Source organism: Pyxidicoccus sp. M15 (assembly GCF_056858435.1).
Window position 1 is genome coordinate 3805949 of sequence record NZ_CM166495.1, and the last position, 24370, is coordinate 3830318.

At 72.0% G+C, this 24370-nt stretch carries 3 protein-coding genes; 2 read left to right on the top strand and 1 reads right to left on the bottom strand.

The window, feature by feature from the left end:
* The first annotated feature begins 37 nt into the window (after nucleotides 1–37).
* Both ACX9TP_RS14355 and ACX9TP_RS14360 read left to right on the top strand, forming a co-directional pair.
* Nucleotides 38–2476 (top strand): PhoX family protein, encoded by a 2439-nt coding sequence (locus tag ACX9TP_RS14355; RefSeq protein ID WP_482980291.1) that lies wholly within the window; start codon nucleotides 38–40, stop codon nucleotides 2474–2476.
* Nucleotides 2477–2511: 35 nt separating this feature from the next.
* Nucleotides 2512–4173, top strand: a complete 1662-nt coding sequence (locus tag ACX9TP_RS14360) for a hypothetical protein (RefSeq protein WP_482980292.1) — start codon at nucleotides 2512–2514, stop codon at nucleotides 4171–4173.
* Between the two features lie 30 nt (nucleotides 4174–4203).
* Here the strand turns inward: ACX9TP_RS14360 and ACX9TP_RS14365 are convergent, their stop codons facing one another.
* Entirely contained in the window at nucleotides 4204–24351 is a 20148-nt protein-coding gene (locus ACX9TP_RS14365) for a non-ribosomal peptide synthase/polyketide synthase (RefSeq protein WP_482980293.1), read from the bottom strand.
* Nucleotides 24352–24370: the final 19 nt, after the last annotated feature.

Below are 24370 nucleotides of genomic sequence, written 5' to 3' on the forward strand. Positions count from 1 at the left end.
TCCTCGGGCCCGTGAATCACCTTGGAGGGGTTACTCAATGTCTTCTCGTCTCATGGGGCTCGCCACCAGCGCGATGCTCCTCGGCAGCACCGTGGCCGTCGTCGGCTGTGAAGGTGAGCAGGGTCCCGCCGGAGCGCAGGGCCCGGCGGGGCAGGATGGACAGGACGGCGCGCCCGGCCGTGATGGCTCCAACGGCACCCCCGGGCAGGACGGCGATGACGGCGCCCCGGGACAGAATGGCCAGGACGGCGATGACGGCGCCCCGGGACAGAATGGGCAGGACGGGCAGGATGGCGCGCAGGGGCCCGCGGGTCCGGGCTCGTATGGCCAGCCCGGTCCGGGTGCCATCACCCGCGCGCCCGGTGTCGAGGCGGGCACGCCGCTGTCGTCGGTGATTGCGATTACCTTCCGCGGCGACCTGGGCACCGGCGCCGGCAACCTGGCCGAGTACGTGAAGGCGCGCGTGGACCAGGTGGTTGCCGGGAAGATGCCGACGCCCATGGTCTTCCCGCTGCCGTCGGCCGCGACGGATACGGTGCGCACGGTGCCGGGCCTGTTCTCCACCACCGTCATCAAGTGGATGGACCCCATCGGCTTCGCGAAGGCGAGCCCGCGCTTCGGCGGCAACGCGGACTACATCGCGTTCTTCGGTGACGGCTGGTCCTCCGGCGGCAGCGCGCCCCAGTTCAAAGGCAACGACACCGCGGGCTGGCTGTGGGTGAACCACGAGTACGTCTCCGGCTCGAAGCCGACCACGGGCACGGCGCCGCTCGGCCAGCACCTGGACTTCGCGAAGTTCCTCCGCAACACGGGCGTGCTGTCCAACAACGTGACGGACGGCACCACGTGGCAGGCGGACGCGCTGATTACGTACAACAAGGAATGGAAGAAGCAGGTGGGCGGCTCGTGGCTTCGCGTGGTGCAGGACCCGGCCACCGGCGAGTGGGCCGTGGACCGCACCGCGGCCAACAGGCGCTATGACGCCACCAGCGCCACGCTGGCGAAGGTGACGGGAATCACCCTGTCCGGCACCGAGCGCGACGACAGCGGCGCCGCGCTGCCCGAGGGCGTGGTGCCCGGGACGCACTCCAACTGCTCCGGCGGGCAGACGCCGTGGGGCACCATCTTCGTGGGTGAGGAGAACGTCCAGGGCGCCTACGGCGACCCGGAGGGGGGGCTGTGGACGAGCAAGAACGACTGGATTGAGAACGCCGCGGGCTTCGCACCCGGCGCTCCGGTGGCGCCGAACTTCTCCGCGCCGACGTCCGGTGACTTCGTCAGCTCCGACGTCAACTCCAGCCACCTCAAGGACGGGTACGGCTACCTGGCGGAGCTGGACCCGGGCCAGCCCGCGGACCTCTGGTACGACAAGGACGCGACGAAGCCGGGCGCGGGCCACCGCAAGCTGGGCCTCATGGGCCGCGCGCGCTGGGAGAACGCCGCCTTCGTGGTGGACGCCAATTGGAAGCTGCTGAGTGGCCAGCCCATCGTCATCTACGGCGGTGATGACCGCCGGGGCGGCCGCATCTTCAAGTTCGTCTCCCGCGGCCACTACACCGAGGGCATGACGAAGAAGCAGGTTCGCGACCTGCTTGACGACGGCACGCTGTACGCCGCGCACTTCGCGGGCCTGGACAACGGCACGGGTGACACGCTGGTGGGCGGCGCGATTCCCACCGAGCAGGCGCCGGGCCAGGGCCGCTGGGTGGAGCTGAGCGTAGACAGCCAGGACCTGGCGCCCAACGGCGAGGCCTTCGGCCAGCCCACGCTGACGGTGGGCGCCGCGCTGCGCGACGCCAGCTACAACGCCCTGGGCGGCTTCACCACCAACGACCAGGTGCGCAAGGTGCTCTTCACCGCCGCCAACAAGGTGGGCGTGATGGAGCTCAACCGCCCCGAGGACCTGGAGTGGAACCCAAAGGACCCGAGCGGCGCGCCGCTGCTCTACGTGGCCTTCACCGAGCACGGCGACCCCACGTCGCTGGACCAGCAGGGCCGCGTCGCCACGGCTGAGCGCAATGGGCAGGGTGTCTGGGTGAAGAAGGCCCGCGCCGCCACGGACAACCGCGCCGGGGACCGTGTGGGCTCCATCTTCGGCATCCGTGAGTCGAGCACCTCGGCGCCCGGTGGCTCGAAGACGTTCACCTACTTCCGCGTGTGGAAGGGCGAGACGGCTTCGTTGAGCGCGGCGCCGGAGTACTCGGCGGCCAAGCCGGACAACATCGTCATCGACCGTGACGGCGGCGTGTGGTTCGGCACCGACGGCAACTTCGGCGTCAACAAGGTGGCCGACAGCGTCTACTACCTGGACCAGAGCCCGGCCCACCGTGGCAGTGACTACTTCCGCAAGGCGTTCCGCGTGCTCTCCGTCCCGAGCGACGCGGAGGCCACCGGCCCCGCCTTCAGCGCGGACATGAAGACCCTCTTCGTCAGTGTCCAGCACCCGGGCGAGGACAACTTCAGCGTCTGGCCGTAGTCGCGCGTTCCTCGCAGGCTCGGAGGTCGAATCGGATGTCCGCGGTGTCGAAGGGATTCGTGCGAGGAGCCTTCATCGGGCTCCTCGCGCTGGGATGCGTGCTCTCCGCCGTCGGCGTGTGGAGGGCCCGTCAGCGTCCGGCGGATGAGCCTCCCTTCGACCCGCTCGCGCAGGCACTGGCGAGCGGCAGCCGCGTGGTCAACCGCGAGGCCCCCATTCCGTCCATGTGCTACACGAAGACGGAAGGCGTCTCCAACCCGTGCTGGACGTGTCACACGGGGGGCGTCGGCGACAACGTCATGGAGGACGAGGCCCTGCAGGCCGAGTACGCCTTCAGCGACGTGGGGCAGACGAACCAGTGGTCCAACCTCTTCGCGGACCGCTCCGCTGCCCAGGCGCGCATCTCCGACGACGAGGTCCTGGAGTACATCCGTCAGGACAACTACACGCCGCTGCGAGCCGCGTTGCTGGGGCGCCCTGGTGGGTTCAAGGGCTGGGTGCCGGACCTGGACCTGGCTCGCGGTTTCGATGACGACGGCTTCGCCCGCGACGGCAGCGGCTGGCGGGCGGTGCGCTACAAGCCGTTCCTGGGCACCTTCTGGCCCACCAATGGCAGCACCGATGACGTCTTCATCCGCCTGCCGGCCGCCTTCCAGCAGGACGCGGAGGGCCGGCCGTCGCGGGAGGTGTACCGGCTCAACCTCGCCATCCTCGAGGCGGCGATGACGGTGGACCCGGCGCTGCGCGACGTGACGCAGGCCGTGCGCCGCGTGGAGCCGGTGGACGAGCGCGTGGGCGGCGTGGACCTGGACGGGGATGGGGTGCTGGAGCCCGTGGTGGAAGAGGTGCGCGGGCTGCCGGCGCGCTACGTGGGCGGCGCGGCGAAGGTGGCCGTGCGCCAGCACTACTACCCGCGTGGCACGGAGTTCCTGCACACCGTGCGCTACGTGGACCCGGACGCACCCTCGTTGCTGTCCACGCGCATGAAGGAGGTCCGCTACTCGCGCAAGGACGAGGAGCACGAGGGCCTGCGCGTGCGGACCTTCTACGCCGAGGAGCAGGAGAAGAAGCTCCAGGGGCGCCTGCCCGTCTTTCCCGGCACGCCGGAGCTGGGGCTGGTGAACGAGTTCGGCTGGCGCCTGCAGGGGTTCATCGAGGACGCGCGTGGGAGGCTGCGCGTGCAGACGATGGAGGAGCACGCCTTCTGCATGGGGTGTCACACCAACCTGGGCGTGACGGTGGACCAGACCTTCGGCTTCCCGCGCAAGGTGCCGGGCAGGGAAGGGTGGCGGCATCAAGATTTGCGCGGCATTCCCGACGTGCCTCAGGCAGGCCATGCGAAGCCGGAAGTGCTGACGTACTTCGAGCGCGTGAAGGGCGGGGACGAGTTCCGCGCGAATGACGAATTGCTCTCGCGCTTCTTCCCGCACGGGGTGCTGGACGCCACCGCCGTGCGCCGCGCCGCGAAGGGGGGAGACAGGGACCTCGCCTGGCTGCTGACACCGTCACGCGAGCGGGCGCTGGCGCTGGACCGGTCGTATCTCGCGTTGGTGCGCGAGCAGGGCTTCACGAAGGGGCGGGACACGCTGCTCGCGCCGCCGAGGAACGTGCTGGCGAGCGTGGAGAACGGCTCCACGGGCCTGGAGGACGCGGGCCTCATCTTCGAGGACGGCCGGCTGCACCTGACGTGGGAGTGAGGCCCGCGGCCTTCCTCCCTACGCGGTTGTCTATCGCGAGGACTTCAGCGCATCGCGGAGCCACCCGGCCAGCTCCCGCACCGCCGGCGCCCGCAGCAGGCTGTAATGGTCGCCGGGCAGAAGGTGCCGCTCCAGGGCGTCACCCACCAGGTCCGTCCAGCCACCGTCCTTAGGCAACCCCTCCGCGCTGTCCGTTGCCTTGAAGAGCACCGTCCGGTCTTCGCTGGTTGGAGCCGTGTAGTGCCGCGAGGCGTGCAGGTTGCTCTCGAATACCCGGAACAGCGCCCTCACGTGCTCGGAGCTCCTTCCAGGAGGCAGGAGCCCCGCGCCCGCCGCCAGCTCCAGCAGCCGCTCCAGCAGCGCCTCCGGCTCCAGGCCCGCCAGCGGCGTCAGGTCCACGCTCAGCTCAGCCAGGGAGGTACCGAGCAGGTCTCTCGCGAACATCGCCGCCAACCGCACCCGGTCCGGCGCTGGCTCCTTCGCCACCGTTGCCGTCGGGACGTAGGAGTCGATGAGAACCAGCAGGGCCACCTGCTCGCCGCGCTCGCGCAGCTGTCGCGCCATCTCGTAGGCGATGACGCCACCCATGGACCAGCCACCCAGGTGATAGGGCCCGGACGGCTGCACCGCGCGGATGGCCTTCACATACTCGGAGGCCATCTCTTCGATGGAGCCCAACGGCTGGCTGCCGCCATCCACACCTCGCGCCTGCAGGCCGTAGAAGGGCTGTTGCCGCCCCAGCAGCCGAGCCAGCTCGGCGTAGCACAGCACGTTGCCTCCCACCGGGTGCACGCAGAAGAAGGGCCTGGCGTCACCGGTGGCTGGCACTCCGAAGGGCACCAGGGGCGAGAAGGCCCCCGGGTCCTCCCGGCGCAGCAGCGCGGCGAGCTGCTCCACCGTGGGCGCCTGGAAGAGCGCGGCCAGCGGCAGGTGGCGGCCCGTCGCCTCCCGCACCGTGGCCATCAGCCGCACGGCCAGCAGCGAGTGGCCTCCCAGCTCGAAGAAGTTGTCGCGCACGCCCACCGGCTGCACGCCCAGCACCGACTCCCACAGCCGCACCAGCTGCAGCTCCAGTGCATCTCGGGGCGCCAGCAGGGCCGCGCTCGGCGCTTCGGCCCGCTGTGGCGTGGGCAGTGCCTTGCGGTCCACCTTGCCGTTGGCATTCAGCGGCAGGGCCGGCAGCACCACCAGGGCCGAGGGCACCATGTACTCCGGCAGCCGCTCCTTGAGGGCCGCGCGCAGGGCGGAGGGGTCCAGCTCGGACGTGCCGGAGGCCACGATGTACGCCACCAGTCGCTTGTCGCCCGGCACGTCCTCGCGTGCCATCACCACCGCGTCCTTCACCGGCGCGTGCGCGCGTAGGGCGGCTTCGATTTCGCCTGGCTCGATGCGGTAGCCGCGCACCTTCACCTGGAAGTCCAGCCGGCCCAGGTACTCGAGCGTGCCGTCCTGCCTCCAGCGCGCCTTGTCTCCGGTGCCGTACAGCCGTGCGCCGGGCTCGGTGCTGAAGGGGTTGGGCACGAAGCGCTCGGCGGTGAGGTCCGGCTGGCCCAGGTAGCCCCGCGCGAGGCCTTCCCCCGCGAGGTACAGCTCTCCCGGCACGCCTGGCGGCGCCAGTTGCATCCGCTCGTCCAGCACGTACGCCTGGAGGTTGGGCAGCGGCCGGCCGATGACGGGCACCGGCACCGCGGACTGCTGCACGCACCAGCTGGTTGCGTACACCGTGCACTCGGTGGGGCCGTAGGCGTTGAAGGTCTTCGTGCGGGCCGTGCGCGACAGCGGCTGCCACAGTCCCTCGCCCATGGCCTCGCCCGCGCATACCACCATGCGCGGCACATGCGGCTTCTCCAGCAGGCCCGCCTGCAGCAGCAGCGTCAGCTGGGCGGGCGTGCAGTCCAGCACGTCCACCTGCTGCTGCCCCAGCCACGCCAGCATCGCCTCCGGGTCCTTGCGGGTGTCCTCGGGCACCAGGCACAGGCAGTGGCCGTCCACCACGTGGAGGAGCTGCTCCATGGAGACGTCGAAGAAGAGCGGTGCGTTGACGCTGAAGCGCAGCGTCCCCGTCTGGCCTGCATGGAGGGCCTGGGCGGTGGCCGCTCGCAGGTGCAGCCACGCGCGGTGCTGCACCATGACGCCCTTGGGCCTGCCGGTGGAGCCCGAGGTGTAGATGACGTAGGCGAGGTTGTCCGCGGTGGCCGACGCGGGGACGTTGTCCCGGGGCAGGGCCGCCAGCGTTGCCGCCTGCGTGTCGAGGCACACCCGGTGCTTCACCTGGGGCTGCCATGCGTCGGCCAGGGACTGCACGGTGAGCAGCACGGAGGCTCCGCAGTCCTCGAGGACGAAGGACCTGCGTTGCGCGGGCGCCGCCGGGTCGATGGGCACGAAGGCGCCACCGGCCTTGAGCACCGCGAGCAGGGCGATGATGGCGTCCGGCGTGCGCTCCAGGCACAGGCCCACCCGCACGTCGGGGCCGACCCCCAGTGAGCGCAGGTGACAGGCGAGCTGATTCGCACGGGCGTTGAGCTCGTGGAAGGACAGCGCCAGGTCTCCAAGCTGCACGGCCGGGGCCCGCGGCGTGCGAACCGCCTGCTGCTCGAAGAGGGTGTGGAGGCAGGCCTCGCGCGGGAAGCTGGCCGTGGCGCTGTTCCACTCCACCCGCAGCCGTTGGTGCTCCTCGGCCGTCAACAGGTCAAGGGCGGACAGCGCCATGTCCGGTGAGGCCAGGCTCCCCTCCAGCAGGCGCTGGAGGTGCGCCATGAGGCGCTCGGCGGTGGAGCGCTCGAACAGCTCGGTGCTGAAGACGAGCCCGCCGCGGTAGCCGTCCGGCGTCCGCGTCAGGCTCAGGCTCAGCTCGAACTTGGCGGACTCGGCATCGACCTCCACGCCGCTCAGCGTGAGGCCGGGCAGGGCCAGCTCCGTGCGCGGCGTGTTCTGCAGGACGAACATCGCCTGGAACAGCGGCGTGCGGCTCAGGTCTCGCGCTGGCTGCAGCGCTTCCACCAGCTTCTCGAACGGCACGTCCTGGTGCTCGTAGGCGCCGAGCGTGGTGTCACGCACCTGGGCCAGCAGCTGGCGGAAGGTGAGCTCCGGGGTGAAGCGGGCGCGCAGCACCAGCGTGTTGACGAAGACGCCGATGAGGCCCTCGGTCTCCGCGTGACGGCGGCCGGCGATGGGCGAGCCCACCAGCACGTCCTCCTGGCCCGAGTAGCGCTGCAGGAGGGCCTGGAAGGCGGCCAGCAGCACCATGAAGGGCGTGACGCCCTCGCGCTTCGCCAGGGCCTCCAGCGCTTCGCTGAGGCCGGGCGGCAGCGCCACCGGCACGGAGGCACCCAGGTTCGAAAGGACCGCGGGCCTCGGCTTGTCGGTGGGCAGCTCCAGCGCGTGAGGAGCGCCAGCGAGCCGCTCCTTCCACCAGCCCAGCTGCGCCTGGAGCGTCTCGCCTTGCAGCCACGAGCGCTGCCAGACCGCGTAGTCGGCGTACTGCACGGGCAGCGGGGGCAGCGGCGAGGGCTGGCCGTCGAGGAAGGCCGCGTACAGGGCCGTCAGCTCACGCACCAGCACGCCCATGGACCAGCCGTCGGAGATGCCGTGGTGCATGCACAGCAGCAGCACGTGCCTGACAGGCGCCAGTCTCAGCACCGTGGCGCGCAGCAGCGGGCCCGCTGCCAGGTCGAAGGGGCGCAGGGCGTCTTCGGTGGCCAGGCGCCGGGCCTGGGATTCTTGCTGCTCGGAGGGCAGCGCGCTCAGGTCCACCACCTGCATGGGCCGCGGCGCGGTGGGGTGGAAGACCTGCCGGGGCTCGCCGCCTTCGGACTGGAAGGTGGTGCGCAGCGCCTCATGGCGGAGCACCAGCGCCTCGAACGCGCGCTGGAGCGCTGACAGCTCGAGGGTGCCCTCCAGGCGCAGGGCGGTGGGGATGTTGTAGGCGGAGGAGCCCGGCTGGAGCTGGTCGATGAGCCACAGGCGCTGCTGGGCGAAGGAGAGCGGGAGCGGGCCGGTGCGAGGCACGGGCACCAGCGGCGGGAGCTGCACGCGCTGGGCGGAGTCGATGCGAGGCGCGAGCGCGGCGATGGTGGGCGCCTCGAAGAGGGCGCGCACGGGCAGCTCCACCGAGAAGGCCTTGCGCACGCGGGAGACCACCTGCGTGGCCAGCAGCGAGTGGCCACCCAGCGCGAAGAAGTCCTCCTCGACGCTGACCTTCTGAAGCCGCAGCGCCTCGGCCCAGATGGAGGCCAGCGCAGCCTCGGTGGGAGTGCGCGGGGCCACGAAGGCGGCGGCGGACTCCGCGGAGGTGTCCGGGGCGGGCAGGGCCTTCCGGTCCACCTTGCCGTGGGTGTTGAGGGGCAGGGCCTCCAGGGTGACGAAGGCGGAGGGCACCATGTACTCGGGCAGCTTGCCCAGCAGGGTGGTGCGCAGGGCCGCCGTGTCCACGGGTTGCGCCGCGGCCGTGACGAGCCAGGCCACCAGTCGCTTGTGGCCGGGCACGTCCTCGCGCGCCAGCACGACGGCGCGGCGGATTCCGGCCACCTCCTCCAGCGCGGACTCGATTTCACCTGGCTCAATCCGGAAGCCGCGCAGCTTCACCTGGAAGTCGATGCGGCCCAGGTACTCCAGCTCGCCATGGGCCAGCCAGCGCACCTTGTCGCCGGTGCGGTACAGGCGCTCTCCCGGGGTGGAGCTGAAGGGGTGGGGGATGAACTTCTCCGCCGTGAGCTCGGGACGACGGAGGTAGCCGCGAGCCACGCCGGCGCCGCCGATGAGCAGCTCACCGGGGACACCGGTGGGCACCGGCTGCAAGCGCTCGTCCACCACGTACACCTGCACGTTGGCCAGCGGGCCACCCAGGGTGGGCTGGCCCGGAGCGCCGTGCACCGCACGCGCCGTGGTGTCCACGGTGCACTCGGTGGGGCCATACACGTTGAAGCAGCGGATGAACGGGTGGGCCGACAGCTTCGCCCACATCGCTTCGTCCACCGCCTCGCCACCCACCAGCACGCGCAGGAGGCGGCCTTCGCCCAGGCCCTCTTCCAGCAGCAGGCGCAGGTGCGAGGGCGAGCAGTCCAGCACATCCACACCATGCCGCCGCACCCACGCCTCGAGCAGCGCCACGTCCTCGCGCGCCGCTTGGGGCACCACGCACAGCGCATGGCCATCCGCCACCTGGATGAGCTGCTTCACTGAGGCGTCGAAGGACAGGGGCGCATTGAGGCTGACGCGCAGCGCGCCTTCCGCGCCCGCGTACACGGCGGAAGCCAGTGCGGCACGCAGGTTCATCACCGAGGCGTGCTGCACCATGACGCCCTTGGGCCGGCCGGTGCTGCCGGAGGTGTAGATGACGTAGGCCAGGTGTTGCGGCTCGGAGACGTGGGGCGGGTTGGCCTCGGACCCGCGCGCGAGCTCGGCACCCATGCGCGAGTCGTCGAGGAACACGGCTTCCACGCCGGCGCCGTCGACCTGGGCCGACAGGTGGCGCTGGGCGAGCACGAGGCTGGCGCCACAGTCCTGGAGCATGAAGCCCAGGCGCTCGCGGGGCCAGACCGGGTCCATGGGGACGTAGGCGCCGCCCGCCTTCAGGATGGCGAGCACGGCCACCACCATGTCGACGCCGCGCTCCAGGCACAGGGCGACTCGCACCTCCGGGCCGACGCCGCGCGAGCGCAGCCAGTGAGCGAGCAGGTTGGCGCGGCGGTTGAGCAGGCCGAAGGAGAGCGAGGCCGTGTCATCAAGGACCGCGAGCGCGTCCGGCGTGAGGGCCGCCTGGGCCTCGAAGCGCTCATGCATGGCGCCGTCCCAGGGCCGCTCACGGCGCGTGTCGTTCCACTGCACCAGCAACTGCTCGCGCTCGGAGGCGGGCAGCAGGGGCAAGTCCCCCACGCGGGTGCCGGGCGCGGAGACGGCGGCCTCCAGCAGCGTGCGCAGGTGCTCGACCAGCCGGACGATGGTGGGCTGCTCGAACAGGTCCGTGCGGTAGGCGAGCGTACCGGCCAGCCCCTGCGGCGTCTGGGCCAGGGAGAGATTGAGGTCGAACTTCACCGTCTGGAGGTCCGCCACCACCGGGCGCAGCTCCAGCGGCGCGGTGCTGCCCGGTCCTCCCTCCACTCGCACGGCCTCGTCCGGCGTGTTCTGCAGGGAGAACATCACCTGGAACAGCGGCGAGTGGCTCAGGGTGCGCCGGGGCTGCAGCTCCTCCACCAGCTTCTCGAAGGGGACGTCCTGGTGCTCGTAGGCGGCCAGGGTGGTGGCGCGCACCTGGGCCAGCAGCTCCCGGAAGGTGGCCTGGGGTGCCACGCGCGCGCGCAGCACCAGCGTGTTGACGAAGAAGCCGATGAGGCCTTCCGTCTCGCCACGCGTGCGGCCGGCGATGGGCGAGCCGATGGCGAAGTCGTCCTGTCCCGAGTAGCGCGCCAGCAGCACCTGCCAGACGGCGAGCAGGGCCATGAAGGGCGTGAGTCCCTCGCGCTGGCACAGGTCCAGGAGCGCCTGCGTCAATGCTCCGGACAGCATCACCGGCTGGTAGGCCCCGCGGGACGACTGGACGGCCGGACGCGGTTTGTCGGTGGGCAGCTCCAGCACGGGCGCGGTGTCGGAGAGGTTCTGGCGCCAGTAGCCGAGCTGCTGCTCCAGCACCGCGCCCTTCAGCCAGCCGCGCTGCCACACCGCGAAGTCCGCGTACTGGATGGGCAGGGACGGCAGCCGGGGCTCGCTCCCGGAGGTGAAGGCGCCATACAGCGCGGCCACTTCGCGCACCAGCACGCCCATGGACCAGCCGTCCGAGGCGATGTGGTGCATCGTCAGCACCAGCACGTGCTCCCGCGCGTCCAGCCGGAACAGCACGGCACGCAGCAGCGGCCCGTTCGTCAGGTCGAACGGGCGCTGGGCCTCCTCGGAAGCCAGACGCCGGGCCTCGGCCTCACGCTCCCCGGGGGGCACGGAGCCCAGGTCCACCACCCGCAGCGGGACGTCCAGCGCCGGGAGGATGTGCTGCACGGGCTCGCCGTCGTGAGCGGCGAAGACGGTGCGCAGCGACTCGTGGCGCTCCGTGAGCGCGGTGAAGGCCTTCTCCAGCGCTTTCACGTCCAGCTCCCCGCGGATGCCCAGGACGGTGGGAAGGTTGTAGACGGGGCTGCCCGGCTCGAGCTGGTCGATGAGCCACAGCCGCTGCTGGGCGAACGACAGGGGCAGCGGGCCCGTGCGGGGCACGGGGACGATGGCGGACGCCCGAGGCCCCTCCGCGCGCAGTGCGGCGTCGACGCTGCGGGCCAGTCCCGCCAGGGTGGGCTCCTGGAAGAGGGTGCGCAGGGGCAGCTCCACCCCGAAGGTGGAGCGGATGCGGGAGGCCAGCTGGGTGACCAGCAGCGAGTGGCCGCCCAGGGCGAAGAAGCTGTCCTCCACGCCCACGCGCTCCACGCGCAGCAGCTGGGCGAAGAGGCCGGCCAATCGCTCCTCGGTGGGCGTCCGGGGCGCCGGGTCGTGGGCTGGCCTCCCGGCGCCAGCGTCCGGCGCGGGCAGCGCCTTGCGGTCCAGCTTGCCGCTGGGCGTGAGGGGCAGGGCCTCCAGCTCGACGAAGGCGGCGGGCACCATGAACCCGGGCAGCCGCTCGGCGAGCGCGGCCCGCAGGGCCTGGGTGTCGAGCCCGCCCGGCGTGGCCGCGACGGCATAGGCCACCAGCCGTTGGTTGCCGGGCACGTCCTCGCGCACCAGCACGGCCACCTCGCGCACGCCGGGCTGCTGCTGGAGGGCGGACTCGATTTCGCCTGGCTCGATGCGCAGGCCGCGCAGCTTCACCTGGAAGTCGGTGCGGCCCAGGTACTCCAGCACGGCGCCTTCCAGCCACCGCACCTTGTCTCCCGTGCGGTAGAGGCGCGTGCCCGGCGTGGCGCTGAAGGGGTTGGGGATGAAGCGCTCCGCGGTGAGGTGCGGCCGGCCCAGGTAGCCCCAGGCCAGGCCCTCACCGCCCACGTACAGCTCGCCCGGCACGCCCGTGGGCACCGGCCGCAGGTGCGTGTCCAGCACGTACGCCTGCGTGTTGGCCATGGGCCGGCCGATGGGCGCCGTTGACCCGGAGACCGCGCCCTCCACCCGCCACGAGGTGGCGTCGATGGTGGTCTCGGTGGGGCCGTAGCAGTTGACCAGCCGCACGTGGGGCAGCACCTGACGCACTCGCGGAGGCAGGTCCGCAGGCAGCGCCTCTCCACCGACGGTGAGCCAGCGCAGGCGCGTCGCCCTGCCCAGGGCGGGCTCGTCCAGAAGCACACGCAGCAGCGAGGGCACCACGTTGAGGGCGGTGATGCCGTCGCGCACCAGGCACTCCACCAGCGCGGGCGGATGGCGCTGGGCGTCGGCCGGAGCCAGCACCAGGGTGGCGCCGGAAAGCAGCGTGCCGAAGAGCTCCGCGACGGAGGCATCGAAGCTGAGGGAGGTGAGCTGGAGCACCCGCTCGCCAGGGCCCAGCGCGAAGGTGGCGCCCAGCCACGTGGCGTGGTTGGCCAGCGAGCGGTGGGAGATGACGGTGCCCTTGGGCTGGCCGGTGCTGCCGGAGGTGTAGATGACGTAGGCGGCGCTCTCCGGAGGGACGGGGACGCTCAGCGCGCTCCCGCTGGAGGGGGCCTCCCACCCGGAGTCGAGGTAGAGCTCCGTGGGCCCTTCCGGCAGCAGCCCGCGCAGGTGCCGCTGGGTGAGCAGCACGGGAGCGGCGGCATCCTGGAGCATGAAGGCCAGGCGCTCGCGCGGCCAGGCCGGGTCCAGCGGCACGTAGGCCGCGCCGGCCTTGAGCGCGCCAAGCAGGGCCACCGGCAGCTCCAGCGAGCGCTCCATGCATACCGCGACCCGCGAGCCGGGGCACACGCCCAGCGAGGCCAGGTGCGCGGCCAGCAGGCTGGAGCGCGAGTCCAGCTCCGCGAAGGTGAGGGAGGCCGGGCCGAAGACGGCGGCAGGCACCTCCGGAGTCCGCGTGGCCTGGGCGGAGAAGAGGTGGTGGATGCAGGTGTCCGACGGGAAGTCCGCGGCGGTGGCGTTCCACTCCACCAGCACCCGGTGCTGCTCGGCTTCACCCATCAGCGGCAGCGCGGCGAGCGGCTGCTCCGGCCGGGACACCGCCGCCTGGAGCAGGACGCCCAGGTGCCGCACCATCCGGTCGATGGTGGTCGCCTCGAACAGGTCCGAGTTGAAGGTGAGGCTTCCCACGAAGCCCTCGGGGCTCTCCACCAGGGTGAGGTCCAGGTCGAACTTGAGCGGCAGGCTGGCGGCCTCGAACGGCCGCAGCCGCAGGCCCGGAAGCTCCAGCGGTCCCTCGGGCAGGTTCTGGAGGGAGAACATGACCTGGAAGAGCGGGGAGTAGCTCAGGCTGCGCTCGGGCTTGAGCTCCTCCACCAGCTTCTCGAAGGGGATGTCCTGGTGCTCGTAGGCCGCCAGCGTCGTTTCCTTCACGTCCCGGAGCAGCGTGGCGAAGGAGGCACGCGGATCGATTCGCGAGCGCAGGGCCAGGGTGTTGACGAAGAAGCCGATGAGGCCCTCCGTCTCCGCGCGGTTGCGGCCGGCGAGGGGAGAGCCGATGACGACGTCGTCCTGGCCGGAGTAGCGGGAGAGCAGGGCCTGGAAGGCGGCCAGCAGCGTCATGAAGGGCGTGGCGCCATGCTGCCGTGAGAGGGCCTTGAGCGACTCGGAGAGCTCCGCGGGGAGGGCGACGGGCCGCGAGCCCGCGTTGCGCGACTGGACGGAGGGGCGGGGCCTGTCGGTGGGCAGCTCCAGCAGGGCCGGGGCGCCGCCGAGCTGGCGCTTCCAGTAGTCCAGCCGCAGCGTGAGCGCCTCACCCCGCAGCCAGCCTCGCTGCCAGGCCGCGTAGTCGGCGTACTGCACGGGCAGCGGAGGCAGGTGCGCCTGCGTGCCCATGACGCGTGCCGAGTACAGCGCTCCCAGCTCGCGCACCAGCACGCTCAGGGACCAGCCGTCGGAGACGATGTGGTGCATCGCCGCCAGCAGCACGTGCTCCTGCTCCCCGAGCCGGAACAGCATGACGCGGAAGAGCGGGCCCGTGGACAGGTCGAAGGGGCGCACCCCTTCCTCCTGGACCCGCCGCAGGGCCTCGTCCTGGCGCTCGGCGGCGGGCAGCGTCTCCAGGTCCACCACGGGCAGCGGGAGGCTCGGGGGCGGATGGATGCGCTGGACGGGCTGGCCCTCGCGCGAGGCGAAGGTGGTGCGCAGGGCCTGGTGGCGCGTCACCACCTGGCCAACGGCGTACTCCAGTGCGGCCACGTCCAGCGCACCCTCCATGCGCAGCGCGACGGGCATGTTGTACAGGGGGCTGCCGGGCTCGAACTGGTCGATGAACCACAGCCGCTGCTGGGCGAACGACAGCGGGTACTCGTCCTGGTGGGGCGCGGGAACGAGCTCCGGGACGCGCAGCGGTCCGTGGGCTTGGAGCGCGGCCTCCACCCGCTCGGCCAGGGCGGCGAGGGTGGGGGCCTCGAAGAGGGCGCGCAGGGGCAGCTCCACGCCGAAGGTGGCACCCAGGCGGGAGAGCAGCTGCGTGGCCAGCAGGGAGTGACCTCCCTGGTCGAAGAAGTCGTCGAGCCGGCCCACGGTGGGCACGTGCAGGACTTCGCGCCACAGCTCCGCCAGCTGCGCCTCCACGGGAGTCGCTGGAGGCGCATGGCCCTGCCCGGACTGGAGCCGTGAGACCTCCGGCGCGGGCAGGGCCTGGCGGTCCACCTTGCCGTTGGGCGTCAGGGGCAGGCCGGGGAGCACGGCGATGGCCGCGGGCACCATGTGCTCGGGCAGCCGCTGCTTGAGGGCCTGGCGCAGCGCGGCCACGTCCAGCGTGTCGCCCTCTTCGGCGACCACATAGGCCACCAGCCGCTTGTCCCCGGGCGCATCCTCGCGCACGGTGGCCACGGCCTCGCGCACCGACGGGTGCTGGAGGAGCGCGGACTCGACCTCGCCCAGCTCAATCCGGAAGCCGCGCAGCTTCACCTGCGCGTCCAGGCGGCCGAGGTACTCCAGCGTGCCGTCCGCCAGCCACCGCACCCGGTCCCCGGTGCGGTACAGGCGGGCGCCGGGCTCGGGGCTGAACGGGTCGGGAGCGAACTTCTCCGCCGTCAGCGCCGGCTGGCCCAGGTAGCCCCGGGCCACGCCCACGCCGCCCACGCACAGCTCGCCAGGGATGCCGGGAGGCACCGGCCGCAGCGCCACGTCCAGCACGTACGCCCGCACGTTGGCCCACGGCCGGCCGATGGTGAGCCGCTCCCCGGGCCGCAGCGGCTCGGAGATGGTGGCGCACACGGTGACCTCCGTGGGGCCGTAGGCGTTGAGCATCCGCACCCGGGGGCCCCAGCGCTGCACCAGCTCCGGCGTGCAGGCCTCACCCGCGGAGACGAGCGTCTCCAGGGCGGGGGAGTCCTCGGGCACCAGCTGCGCCAGCACCGAGGGCGTGAGGGTGACGGCGGTGATGGCCTCCTCCCGCAGCAGCCCGTGCAGGGGGGCGCCGGGCATCAGCCGCTCGCGCGGCGCGAGCACCAGCGTGGCTCCGGCCAGCAGCGCGCCGAAGAGCTCGAACACCGAGGCATCGAAGCCGAAGGCGGCGTACTGGAGGACACGGCTGGCGGAGTGGAAGCCCTGCTCGCGCGCGGCGTTGAGCGCCGTGTTGCACAGGCCCCGGTGCTGCAACAGCGTGCCCTTGGGCCGGCCCGTGCTCCCCGAGGTGTAGATGACGTAGGCCAGGTTGTCGGCGTGGGTGAGGCGCTCGGGCGTGGTGCCTGGCTGCGCCTCGATGAGAGGCGCGTCCGCGTCCAGCAGCACGAGCTGCCCGCCGCCGGAGGGCAGCTCGTCCGCGAGGGCCTCGGTGGTGACGAGCACTGGCGCGGCACAGTCGCGCAGCATGTACGTCAGCCGCTCCACCGGGTAGCTCGGGTCCAGGGGGACATAGGCCCCGCCGGCCTTGAGGATGCCGACGATGGCCACCGCCGTTTCCAGCGAGCGCTCCACGCAGAGCGCCACGGGCACCTCGGGCCGTACGCCCAGCGCGCGCAGGTGGTGCGCGAGCCGGTTGGCGCGGGTGTCGAGCTGCGCGTAGGTGAGCGCCGTGCCCTCGAAGCACACGGCGGTGGCGTGCGGGGTGCGAGCCACCTGGGCCTCGAAGAGCTGGTGCGCGCATGCCTCATGCGGGAAGTCGCGCGAGGTGGCGTTCCAGTCGACCAGGACCTGGTGTTGCTCGGCCTCGCTCATGAGGCGCAGCGCGGACAGCGGGGCCTCGGGCGAGGCCGCGGCGGCCTGGAGCACCGTGCCCAGGTGCCGCACCAGCCGGTCGATGGTGGCCGCCTCGAACAGGTCCGTGCGGTACTCGCAGCCGCACTCCAGGCCCCGGGCCGTCTCCGAGACGCTCAGGGTGAGGTCCAGGCGGGAGGTGCCCGCGTCCACGGACTCACCGCGCAGGGTGAGGCCGGGCACCGTCAGCTCGGTGGCGGGCTGGTTCTGCAGCACCAGCTTCACCTGGAACAGCGGGGCGGCTGCCTGGCCGCGCCTGGGGTTGAGCGCCTTGACCAGCTCCTCGAAGGGGAGGTCCTGGTGCGCGTACGCGTCGAGCGTGGCCTCCCGGACGCGGCCCAGCAGCTCGCGGAAGGACGGGTTGCCGCCCACCCGCGCGCGCAGGGCGAGCTGGTTGATGAAGAAGCCGATGAGGCCCTCGGTCTCCGCCCGGTTGCGGTTGGCGATGTCGGTGCCGACGACGAAGTCGTCCTGACCCGAGTAGCGCGACAGCACCACCTGGAAGCCCGCGAGCAGGGCCATGAAGAGGGTGGTGCCCTCGTGGCGGCACAGCGCATGGAGCGCCCCGGCCAGCTCGCGCGGCAGCACGCGCCGGTGGATGGCGCCCCGCAGGCTCGCCACCGCGGGCCGTGGGAAGTCGGTGGGCAGCTCCAGCATGGGGGCCGCGCCGGTGAGGTGCTCGCGCCACCAGCACAGCTGCGCCTCCATCGCCTCGTCGCGCAGCCAGCCGCGCTGCCACACCGCGTAGTCCGCGTACTGCACGGGAAGCTCGGGCAGCGGGGACGGTGTGCCCTCCTGGAAGGCCGCGTAGAGCGACGCGAGCTCGCGCACCAGCACGCCCATGGACCAGCCGTCCGAGGCGATGTGGTGCAGGTTGAGCAGCAGCAGGTGCCGCGACTCGAAGACCCGCAGCAGCATGGCGCGCAGCAGCGGGCCCCGCTCGAGGTCGAAGGGACGCCGGGCCTCCTGGTGGGCCAGCCGTCGGGCCTCGGCCTCGCGTAAATCCTCGGGGAGCGCGGACACGTCCACCACCGGCAGGTGGAACGGCGCGGGAGGATGGATGACCTGGACGGGACCGCTGGCCTCCGTCTGGAAGGTGGTGCGCAGCACCTCATGGCGGCGCAGCAGCTCCGTCAGCGCGTGCTCCAGCGCGCCCACGTCCAGCGTGCCCTCCAGCCAGAGCGCGGCGGGCATGTTGTAGAAGGGGCTCCCCGGCTCCAGCCGGTCGAGGAACCACAGGCGCTGCTGCGCGAAGGACAGCGGCAGCGGACCCTCCCGGCGGGCCCGCACCAGCGCGGGCACGCGGCTGCCCGAGGTGGCGCCCTGGAGACGCTCCGCGAGGGCGGCCACGGTGGGCGCCTCGAAGAGGGTGCGCACGTGGAGCTCCACGTCGAAGGCGCCACGGATGCGCGACACCAGCTGCGTGGCCAGCAGCGAGTGGCCTCCCAGCTCGAAGAAGTTGTCTCGCCGGCCCACGGTCCGCACGCGCAGGACGTCACGCCACAGCTCCGCCAGCCGCTGCTCCATGGGATTGACCGGCAGCTCCGCGTCTCGCGAGGGCGCAGCGGGCTGCGCGGCCTCCGGTGCGGGCAGGGCCTTGCGGTCCACCTTGCCGGTGGGCGTCAGCGGCAGCGCGGGCAGCGCCACGAAGGCCCCTGGGACCATGTACTCGGGCAGGCGCTGCTGCACGTGCACCCGCAGCGCGGCGGTGTCCGGCATGGAAGTGCCGGCCGCCACCACGTAGGCCACCAGGCGCTTGTCACCGGGCACGTCCTCGCGCACCGTCACCACCACGTCCTTCACGGACGCGTGCGCACGCAGCGAGGCCTCGACTTCGGCCAGCTCGATGCGGAAGCCGCGCACCTTCACCTGGGCGTCGGCGCGGCCGAGGAACTCCAGCACGCCGTCGTTGCGCCAGCGGGCGAGGTCGCCCGTGCGGTAGAGGCGGGCGCCGGGGATGCTGGAGAAGGCGTCGGGGACGAAGCGCTCGGCGGTGAGGGCGGGCTGCTCCACGTAGCCACGGGCCACGCCATCGCCACCGATGAACAGCTCCCCGATGACCCCGGCGGGCACGGGCTGGCCGGCGGCGTCCAGCACGTACACCTGGGTATTGCCGATGGGGCGGCCGATGGGGACGGATGCGCCCACGTGGGCCACGTCCGTCATGCGGTGGCAGGAGGCGAAGAGGGTGGTCTCGGTGGGGCCGTAGCAGGCGGTGACGGGAATGCGCAGCGCCTCCAGCACCCGCTTGACGTGCGGGGCGGAGACGACGTCGCCGCCGGTGAGCAGCTGGCGCACGCCGCGAAGGGCCTCCAGGTGGTTGTCCACCACCTGGGTGAAGAGGCCCGCCGTCAGGTGCAGCGTCGTCACCCCGTGCTTCACCAGCACCGACTCCAGCTCCCGCACGTCGGAGGGCGAGTGCGGCGGGAAGACGACGAGGCGGCCGCCATGCAGCAGCGGACCCCAGAGCTCCAGGGTGGAGGCGTCGAAGGAGATGGGGGCGATGAGCAGGAACGTCTCGTCGGGCCCCAGGTGCGCGTAGTCGACACCGAAGAGGGTGCGAAGCACGGAGGCCTGGGGAGTGCCCACGCCCTTGGGCCGGCCCGTGCTGCCCGAGGTGAAGTCGATGTACGCGAGGCTCTGGGGCAGGGCCACCAGGGGCGGCGCGTGCACCGGCTCACCCGCGAGGGAGACCTCGTCCAAGACTACGGTGGCCAGGCCCTCGGTGGGGAGCTTCTCCAGCAGCGCGCGGGTGGTGAGGAGCACGCGCGGGCGCGAGTCCTCCACCATGGCCGCCAGCCGCTCACGCGGGTAGGCGGTATCCAGCGGCACGTAGGCGCCGCCAGCCTTGAGGATGGCCAGCAGCGAGACGATGAGCTCCACCGAGCGCTCCAGCGCCAGGGCCACGCGCGAGTCCGTGGACACCCCCAGGCCGCGCAGGTGGTGCGCGAGTTGGTTGGCGCGCGCGTCGAGCTGCCGGTAGGTGAGCTTCACGTCACCGAATTCCACGGCCACCCTGTCCGCGTGGAGTGCCACCACCCGGGAGAAGACCTGGGGGAGGGTGGATGCGCGCGGGTACTCGGTGGCGGTGGCGTTCCACTCCACCAGGAGCCGCTCGCGTTCCCGCGCGGGCAGCACCTCCACCCGGTGGATGGGCGTTTCCGGGCGGGCCTCCAGCAATTCCACCAGGCTCCGCACGGCCATCTGCATGGACTCGCAGAGGCGCTGCGGCAGCACCGCCCCTCCCGCCACCTGCGCGGTCAGGCCGAAGTCTTCGCCCAGGTCATCGACCCCCAGGGTCAACGGATAGTTGGTGCGCTCCTCGGTCCCCAGCACCTGGACCTGCAGCCCACCTTCGTTCGCCGGGCCAGCACCGTCCTGAATCACGTTGTGCCGGTAGTTCATGAGCGCCGTGAACAGGGGCGCCTGCGCCGGCAGTGCGCTGCACCGCTGAGCCAGCGCCAGGGAGGCGTGCTCATGCTCCAGCAGGAGGGAGAGACCGCGGTGCGCGCTCAGCAGGCTCTCGCGCACGCCTTGCGTGCCCAGCGTGATGCGGATTGGCAAGGTGTTGATGAACGGGCCCAGGGCCTGCTCGGCGCCCGCGCCTCCTTGCATGCGCCCGAAGAGCACCGTGCCGAACACCACGTCGGCGCTTCGCCCCGAGCTGCGCGCCAGCACCTGGGCCCATGCCAGGTGCATCAGGCTGGCGGCGCTGACTCCCACGAGCCGCGCCTGCCGCCGCACCCGCTGCGCCAGGCCCGGCTCCAGCATCAGGCGCGCTTCGCTGATGCCGACACCCTCGCCTTGCGTGCCGACGAGGCCAAACGGCACCGTGGGCTCCTCCACATCCCCCAGCATGGCCTTGAAGAACGCCTCGTGTTCGGCTTGCGGCACGCGCCGCGCCAGGGCCACGTAGTTGCGAAAGGGCACTGGCGGCGCCAGCCGCTCGCGCTGGCCTGCCAGGATGAGCTGTATCTGCGCCACCAGCAGCCGCAGCGACGTGGCGTCATCGACCAGGTGGTGGAACAGCACCTGCAACAGCCAGCGTCCGTTCGCCGCATCATGGGCGACCACGCAGCGCAGGAGCGGTGCCTGCTGGAGGTCGATCCGGTAGTGCCGTGGATCATGCCGCGCACGCATCAGCCCGGCGATATCGCCGTCAGCGCCCGAAAGCTCCAGCTCGTCCACGACGAGGCGCGCGCGCCGCCACACCACCTGCACCGGCTCGCGCAAGCCCTGCCACAGCACCGCGGTGCGCAGGATGTCCTGCCGGTCCACGACCTCCTGGAACGCCGCCAGAAAGCGGTCCAGCTCCTTGCGCTCCGCGAAGGCCAGCATGGCCTGCTGCAGGTAGGCGTCCCCCTGCTGTGCCATCAGGTGATGGAACAGCAGGCCTTCCTGCAGCGGAGCCAGCGGATAGATGTCCTGAACGTTGGTCACCCCGCCCGGCACGCGCGCCACGATGGCGTCGATCTCGCCTTGTGACAGGGACACCAGGGGCAGCATCCGCGGCGTGATGGCCTCGCTGTCCGGCGTGATGAGGTTCGGCGGAACGTTGTCGCCGCCGCCTTCCGCGCTCGCCCGCGCGGCCAGCTGCGCGAGCGTGGCCGAGGCGAAGATGCCGCGCACGTCCACCGCCAGTCCGTCGCGCCGCAGCGCATCGATCATGCGCACCGCCAGCAGGGAATGGCCGCCCAGCGCGAAGAAGTTGTCCTCGCGGCCGATGCGCTCCATGCCCAGCAACCGGGACCAGACGGCGGCGATCTTCTCCTCCACCTCCCCGCGCGGTGCCTCGTAGGCACGGCGCGACACGGTGCCGGTATCGGGTGCCGGCAGGGCCTTGCGGTCCACCTTGCCGTTCGGGCTCAGGGGCAGGGCCTCCAGCAGCACGTAGTGCGCCGGCACCATGTACTCCGGCAGGCGGCTCGCCAGCGCGTCACGCAGCTCCGCCGGCGCTGGACGCGCTCCCGGCTGCGCCAGCACGTAGGCGACCAGGCGCTGGTCGCCGGGGGAGTCCTCGCGCGCCAGCACCACCGCGTCACGCACGCCCGGCTGGGTGGCCAGTGCGGCTTCAATCTCGCCCAGCTCGATGCGAAAGCCCCGGAGCTTCACCTGGTGGTCGATGCGCCCCAGGTAGTCGATGCTGCCGTCGGGCAGGTAGCGCGCCAGGTCCCCGGTGCGGTACAGGCGACTGCCGGGCGCGCCGAAGGGGTTGGGGATGAAACGCTCGGCCGTGAGGTCCGGCCGGCTCAAGTAGCCGCGCGCCAGGCCGATGCCGGCGATGTAGAGCTCGCCCGCCACCCCCGGCGGCACCGGGTTCAGGTGCCGGTCCAGCACGTGCATCTGCGTGTTCGCGATGGGCCGGCCGATGGGCACGCTGGCCAGCGGAGAGCCAGGCCGGCAGGCCCAGAAGGTCACGTCCACCGAGGCCTCGGTGGGGCCGTAGAGGTTGTGCAGCTCCACCCCCGGCAGCAACCGGAAGAAGCGCTCCTGCAGCTCCCTGGGCAGGGCCTGACCGCTGCAGACCACGCGGCGCAGGCTGGCGCAATGCGCGGCGCGGGCCTGGCCCAGGAACACCTCCAGCATCGGTGGCACGAAATGCAGGGTGGTGATCGCCTCGCTCGCAATCACCTCGCAGAGATAGGCCGAGTCCTGGTGGCCGCCGGGCCGGGCCATCACCAGCCGCGCGCCATACAACAGCGGCCAGAAGAACTCCCATACCGACACGTCGAAGCTGAACGGCGTCTTCTGCAGCACACGGTCGTCGGCGCCGAGCCCGTAGGCCTCCTGCATCCACTGCAGGCGGTTGACGATGCCGGCGTGCGGGATGCCCACGCCCTTGGGCCGGCCCGTGGAGCCGGAGGTGTAGATGACGTAGGCCAGGTGCAACGGGCCGGCGCCGGACGCCAGGGGCGTGGCCGGTTCTTGCGCGATGCGTGGCCAGTCGGCATCCAGCAGGAGCCGGGGGATGGCGGTCGCGGGCAACGCGTCGCGCAGGCTCGCCTGCGTCAGGACGAGCCGCGCACCGCAATCGTCCAGCATGAAGGCCAGCCGCTCGGCCGGGTATCCGGGGTCCAGCGGCACATAGGCGCCGCCGGCCTTGAGGATGCCGAGCAGCCCCACCACCATCTCGAGGCCGCGCTCCACGCACAGCGCGACCCGGCTGTCCGGGCCGACGCCGTGCGCGCGCAGCACACGGGCCAGCTGGTTGGCGCGCCCATCGAGCTGGGCATACGTCAGGGTGCTGTTCTCGAAGACGAGCGCCACGCGCTCGGGCGTGAGCTTCACCTGCTCCTCGAACAACTGCGCCAGCGTGCCGCCTCGCGGATAGTCGCGTTCGGTGGCGTTCCAATCGAACAGGATGCGGTGGCGCTGCGCCTCGCTCAGCAGCGAGATGTCCGCCAGCGGCCGGTCCGGCTCGGCCGCCGCCGCTTCGAGCAGCGCACGGTAGTGGCTGGCGAGCTGGTCGATGGTGCCGGCCTCGAACAGGTCGCTGGCGTACTCGACCACGGCCTCGAGCCCCCCGGCGCTCTCCAGCAGGAACAGCGACAAGTCCAGCTTGGAGGCACGGGACGCGACGGCACCGCCGTCCAGCCGGCTCAATTGCAGGCCCGGCAGCCGCAAGCCCTCCTCGGGATAGTTCTGAAGCGCGAACTGCACCTGGAAGACGGGCGGGCGCGAGAGGTCGCGCGCCGGATTGAGCGCCTCCACCAGCTTCTCGAACGGCAGGTCCTGGTGCGCGTAGGCCTGGAGTGCCGTCTCCTTCGCCCGCGCCACCAGCGTGCGGAACGTGGGGGCGCCCGACACGTCGGTGCGCAGCACCAGCATGTTCACGAAGAAGCCGATCAGCCCTTCGGTGCGCCGGTCCGTGCGGCCGGCCACCGGCGTGCCAATCACGATGTCCTCCTGCCCGCTCCATCGGGCAAGCAGGTGCTGGAAGCCCGCCAGCAGCACCATGAACAGCGTCGCCCCCTCCGCGCGCGCCAGCGCCTGCAGTTGCTCGGTCAGCGCCCTGGGCAGGGTGAACGACGCGCTCGCGCCCCGGAAGCTCTGCACCGGCGGGCGCGGATGGTCCAGCGGCAGGTCCAGCGCGGCGGGAGCGCCCGCGAGCCGCTGCTTCCAGTAGGTGACCTGCTTCTCCAGCGACTCGCCCTGAAGCCAGTCTCGCTGCCACAGGGCGTAGTCGGCGTACTGCACCGGCAGCTCCGGCAGCGGCGACTCCCGGCCCTGGGAATACGCGGTGTACAGCGCGCCCAGCTCACGGACCAACACGCCCAGTGACCAGCCGTCGCTGACGATGTGGTGCATCACCACCACCGCCACATGCTTCTCCGGCGTCAGCCGCAGCAGCAGCGCTCGGAACAGGGGCCCTTGCGCCAGGTCGAAGCGCTGGCGCATGAAGGCGCCCGCCTGTTCCAATGCAGCCCGCTCGCGTTCCGCCTCATCCAGGGAGGACAGGTCCTGTCGCCGCAGCACGAAACCGCCGGGGGCGTCGATCACCTGCACGACCGTGTCCTGAGCGACCGCGAAGCGCGTGCGCAGGGCCTCGTGCCGGCGCACGATTTCCGTGAGTGCCCGCTCGAAGGCGCTGTCGTCGCAGTGGCCGTCCAGCCGCAGGCCGCTGGCGATGTGGTAGGCCGTGCCCAGGTTCTCGAGGCGGTCCAGCAGCCACAGGCGCTCCTGCGCGTACGACAGCGGCAGGTGCTCGGGCCGTGGCCGCGCGGTCACCAACGGGGCCGCCTGCGCGCCCGCCGCCTGCCGCAGGAAGTCCACCAGCTCGGCCTTCCGCGCGCGCAGCTGCGCGAGGCGTTCCTGCGTCATCGCGCCCCTGGGCGCCTGGTAGCGCAGCTCGCCACCTTCCAGCCACAGCCGCACGCCGTCCTGCCGCAGCGCGGCCAGCAGGGATTGGACCGCGCTCATGTCTGCCCCAGGGACCACG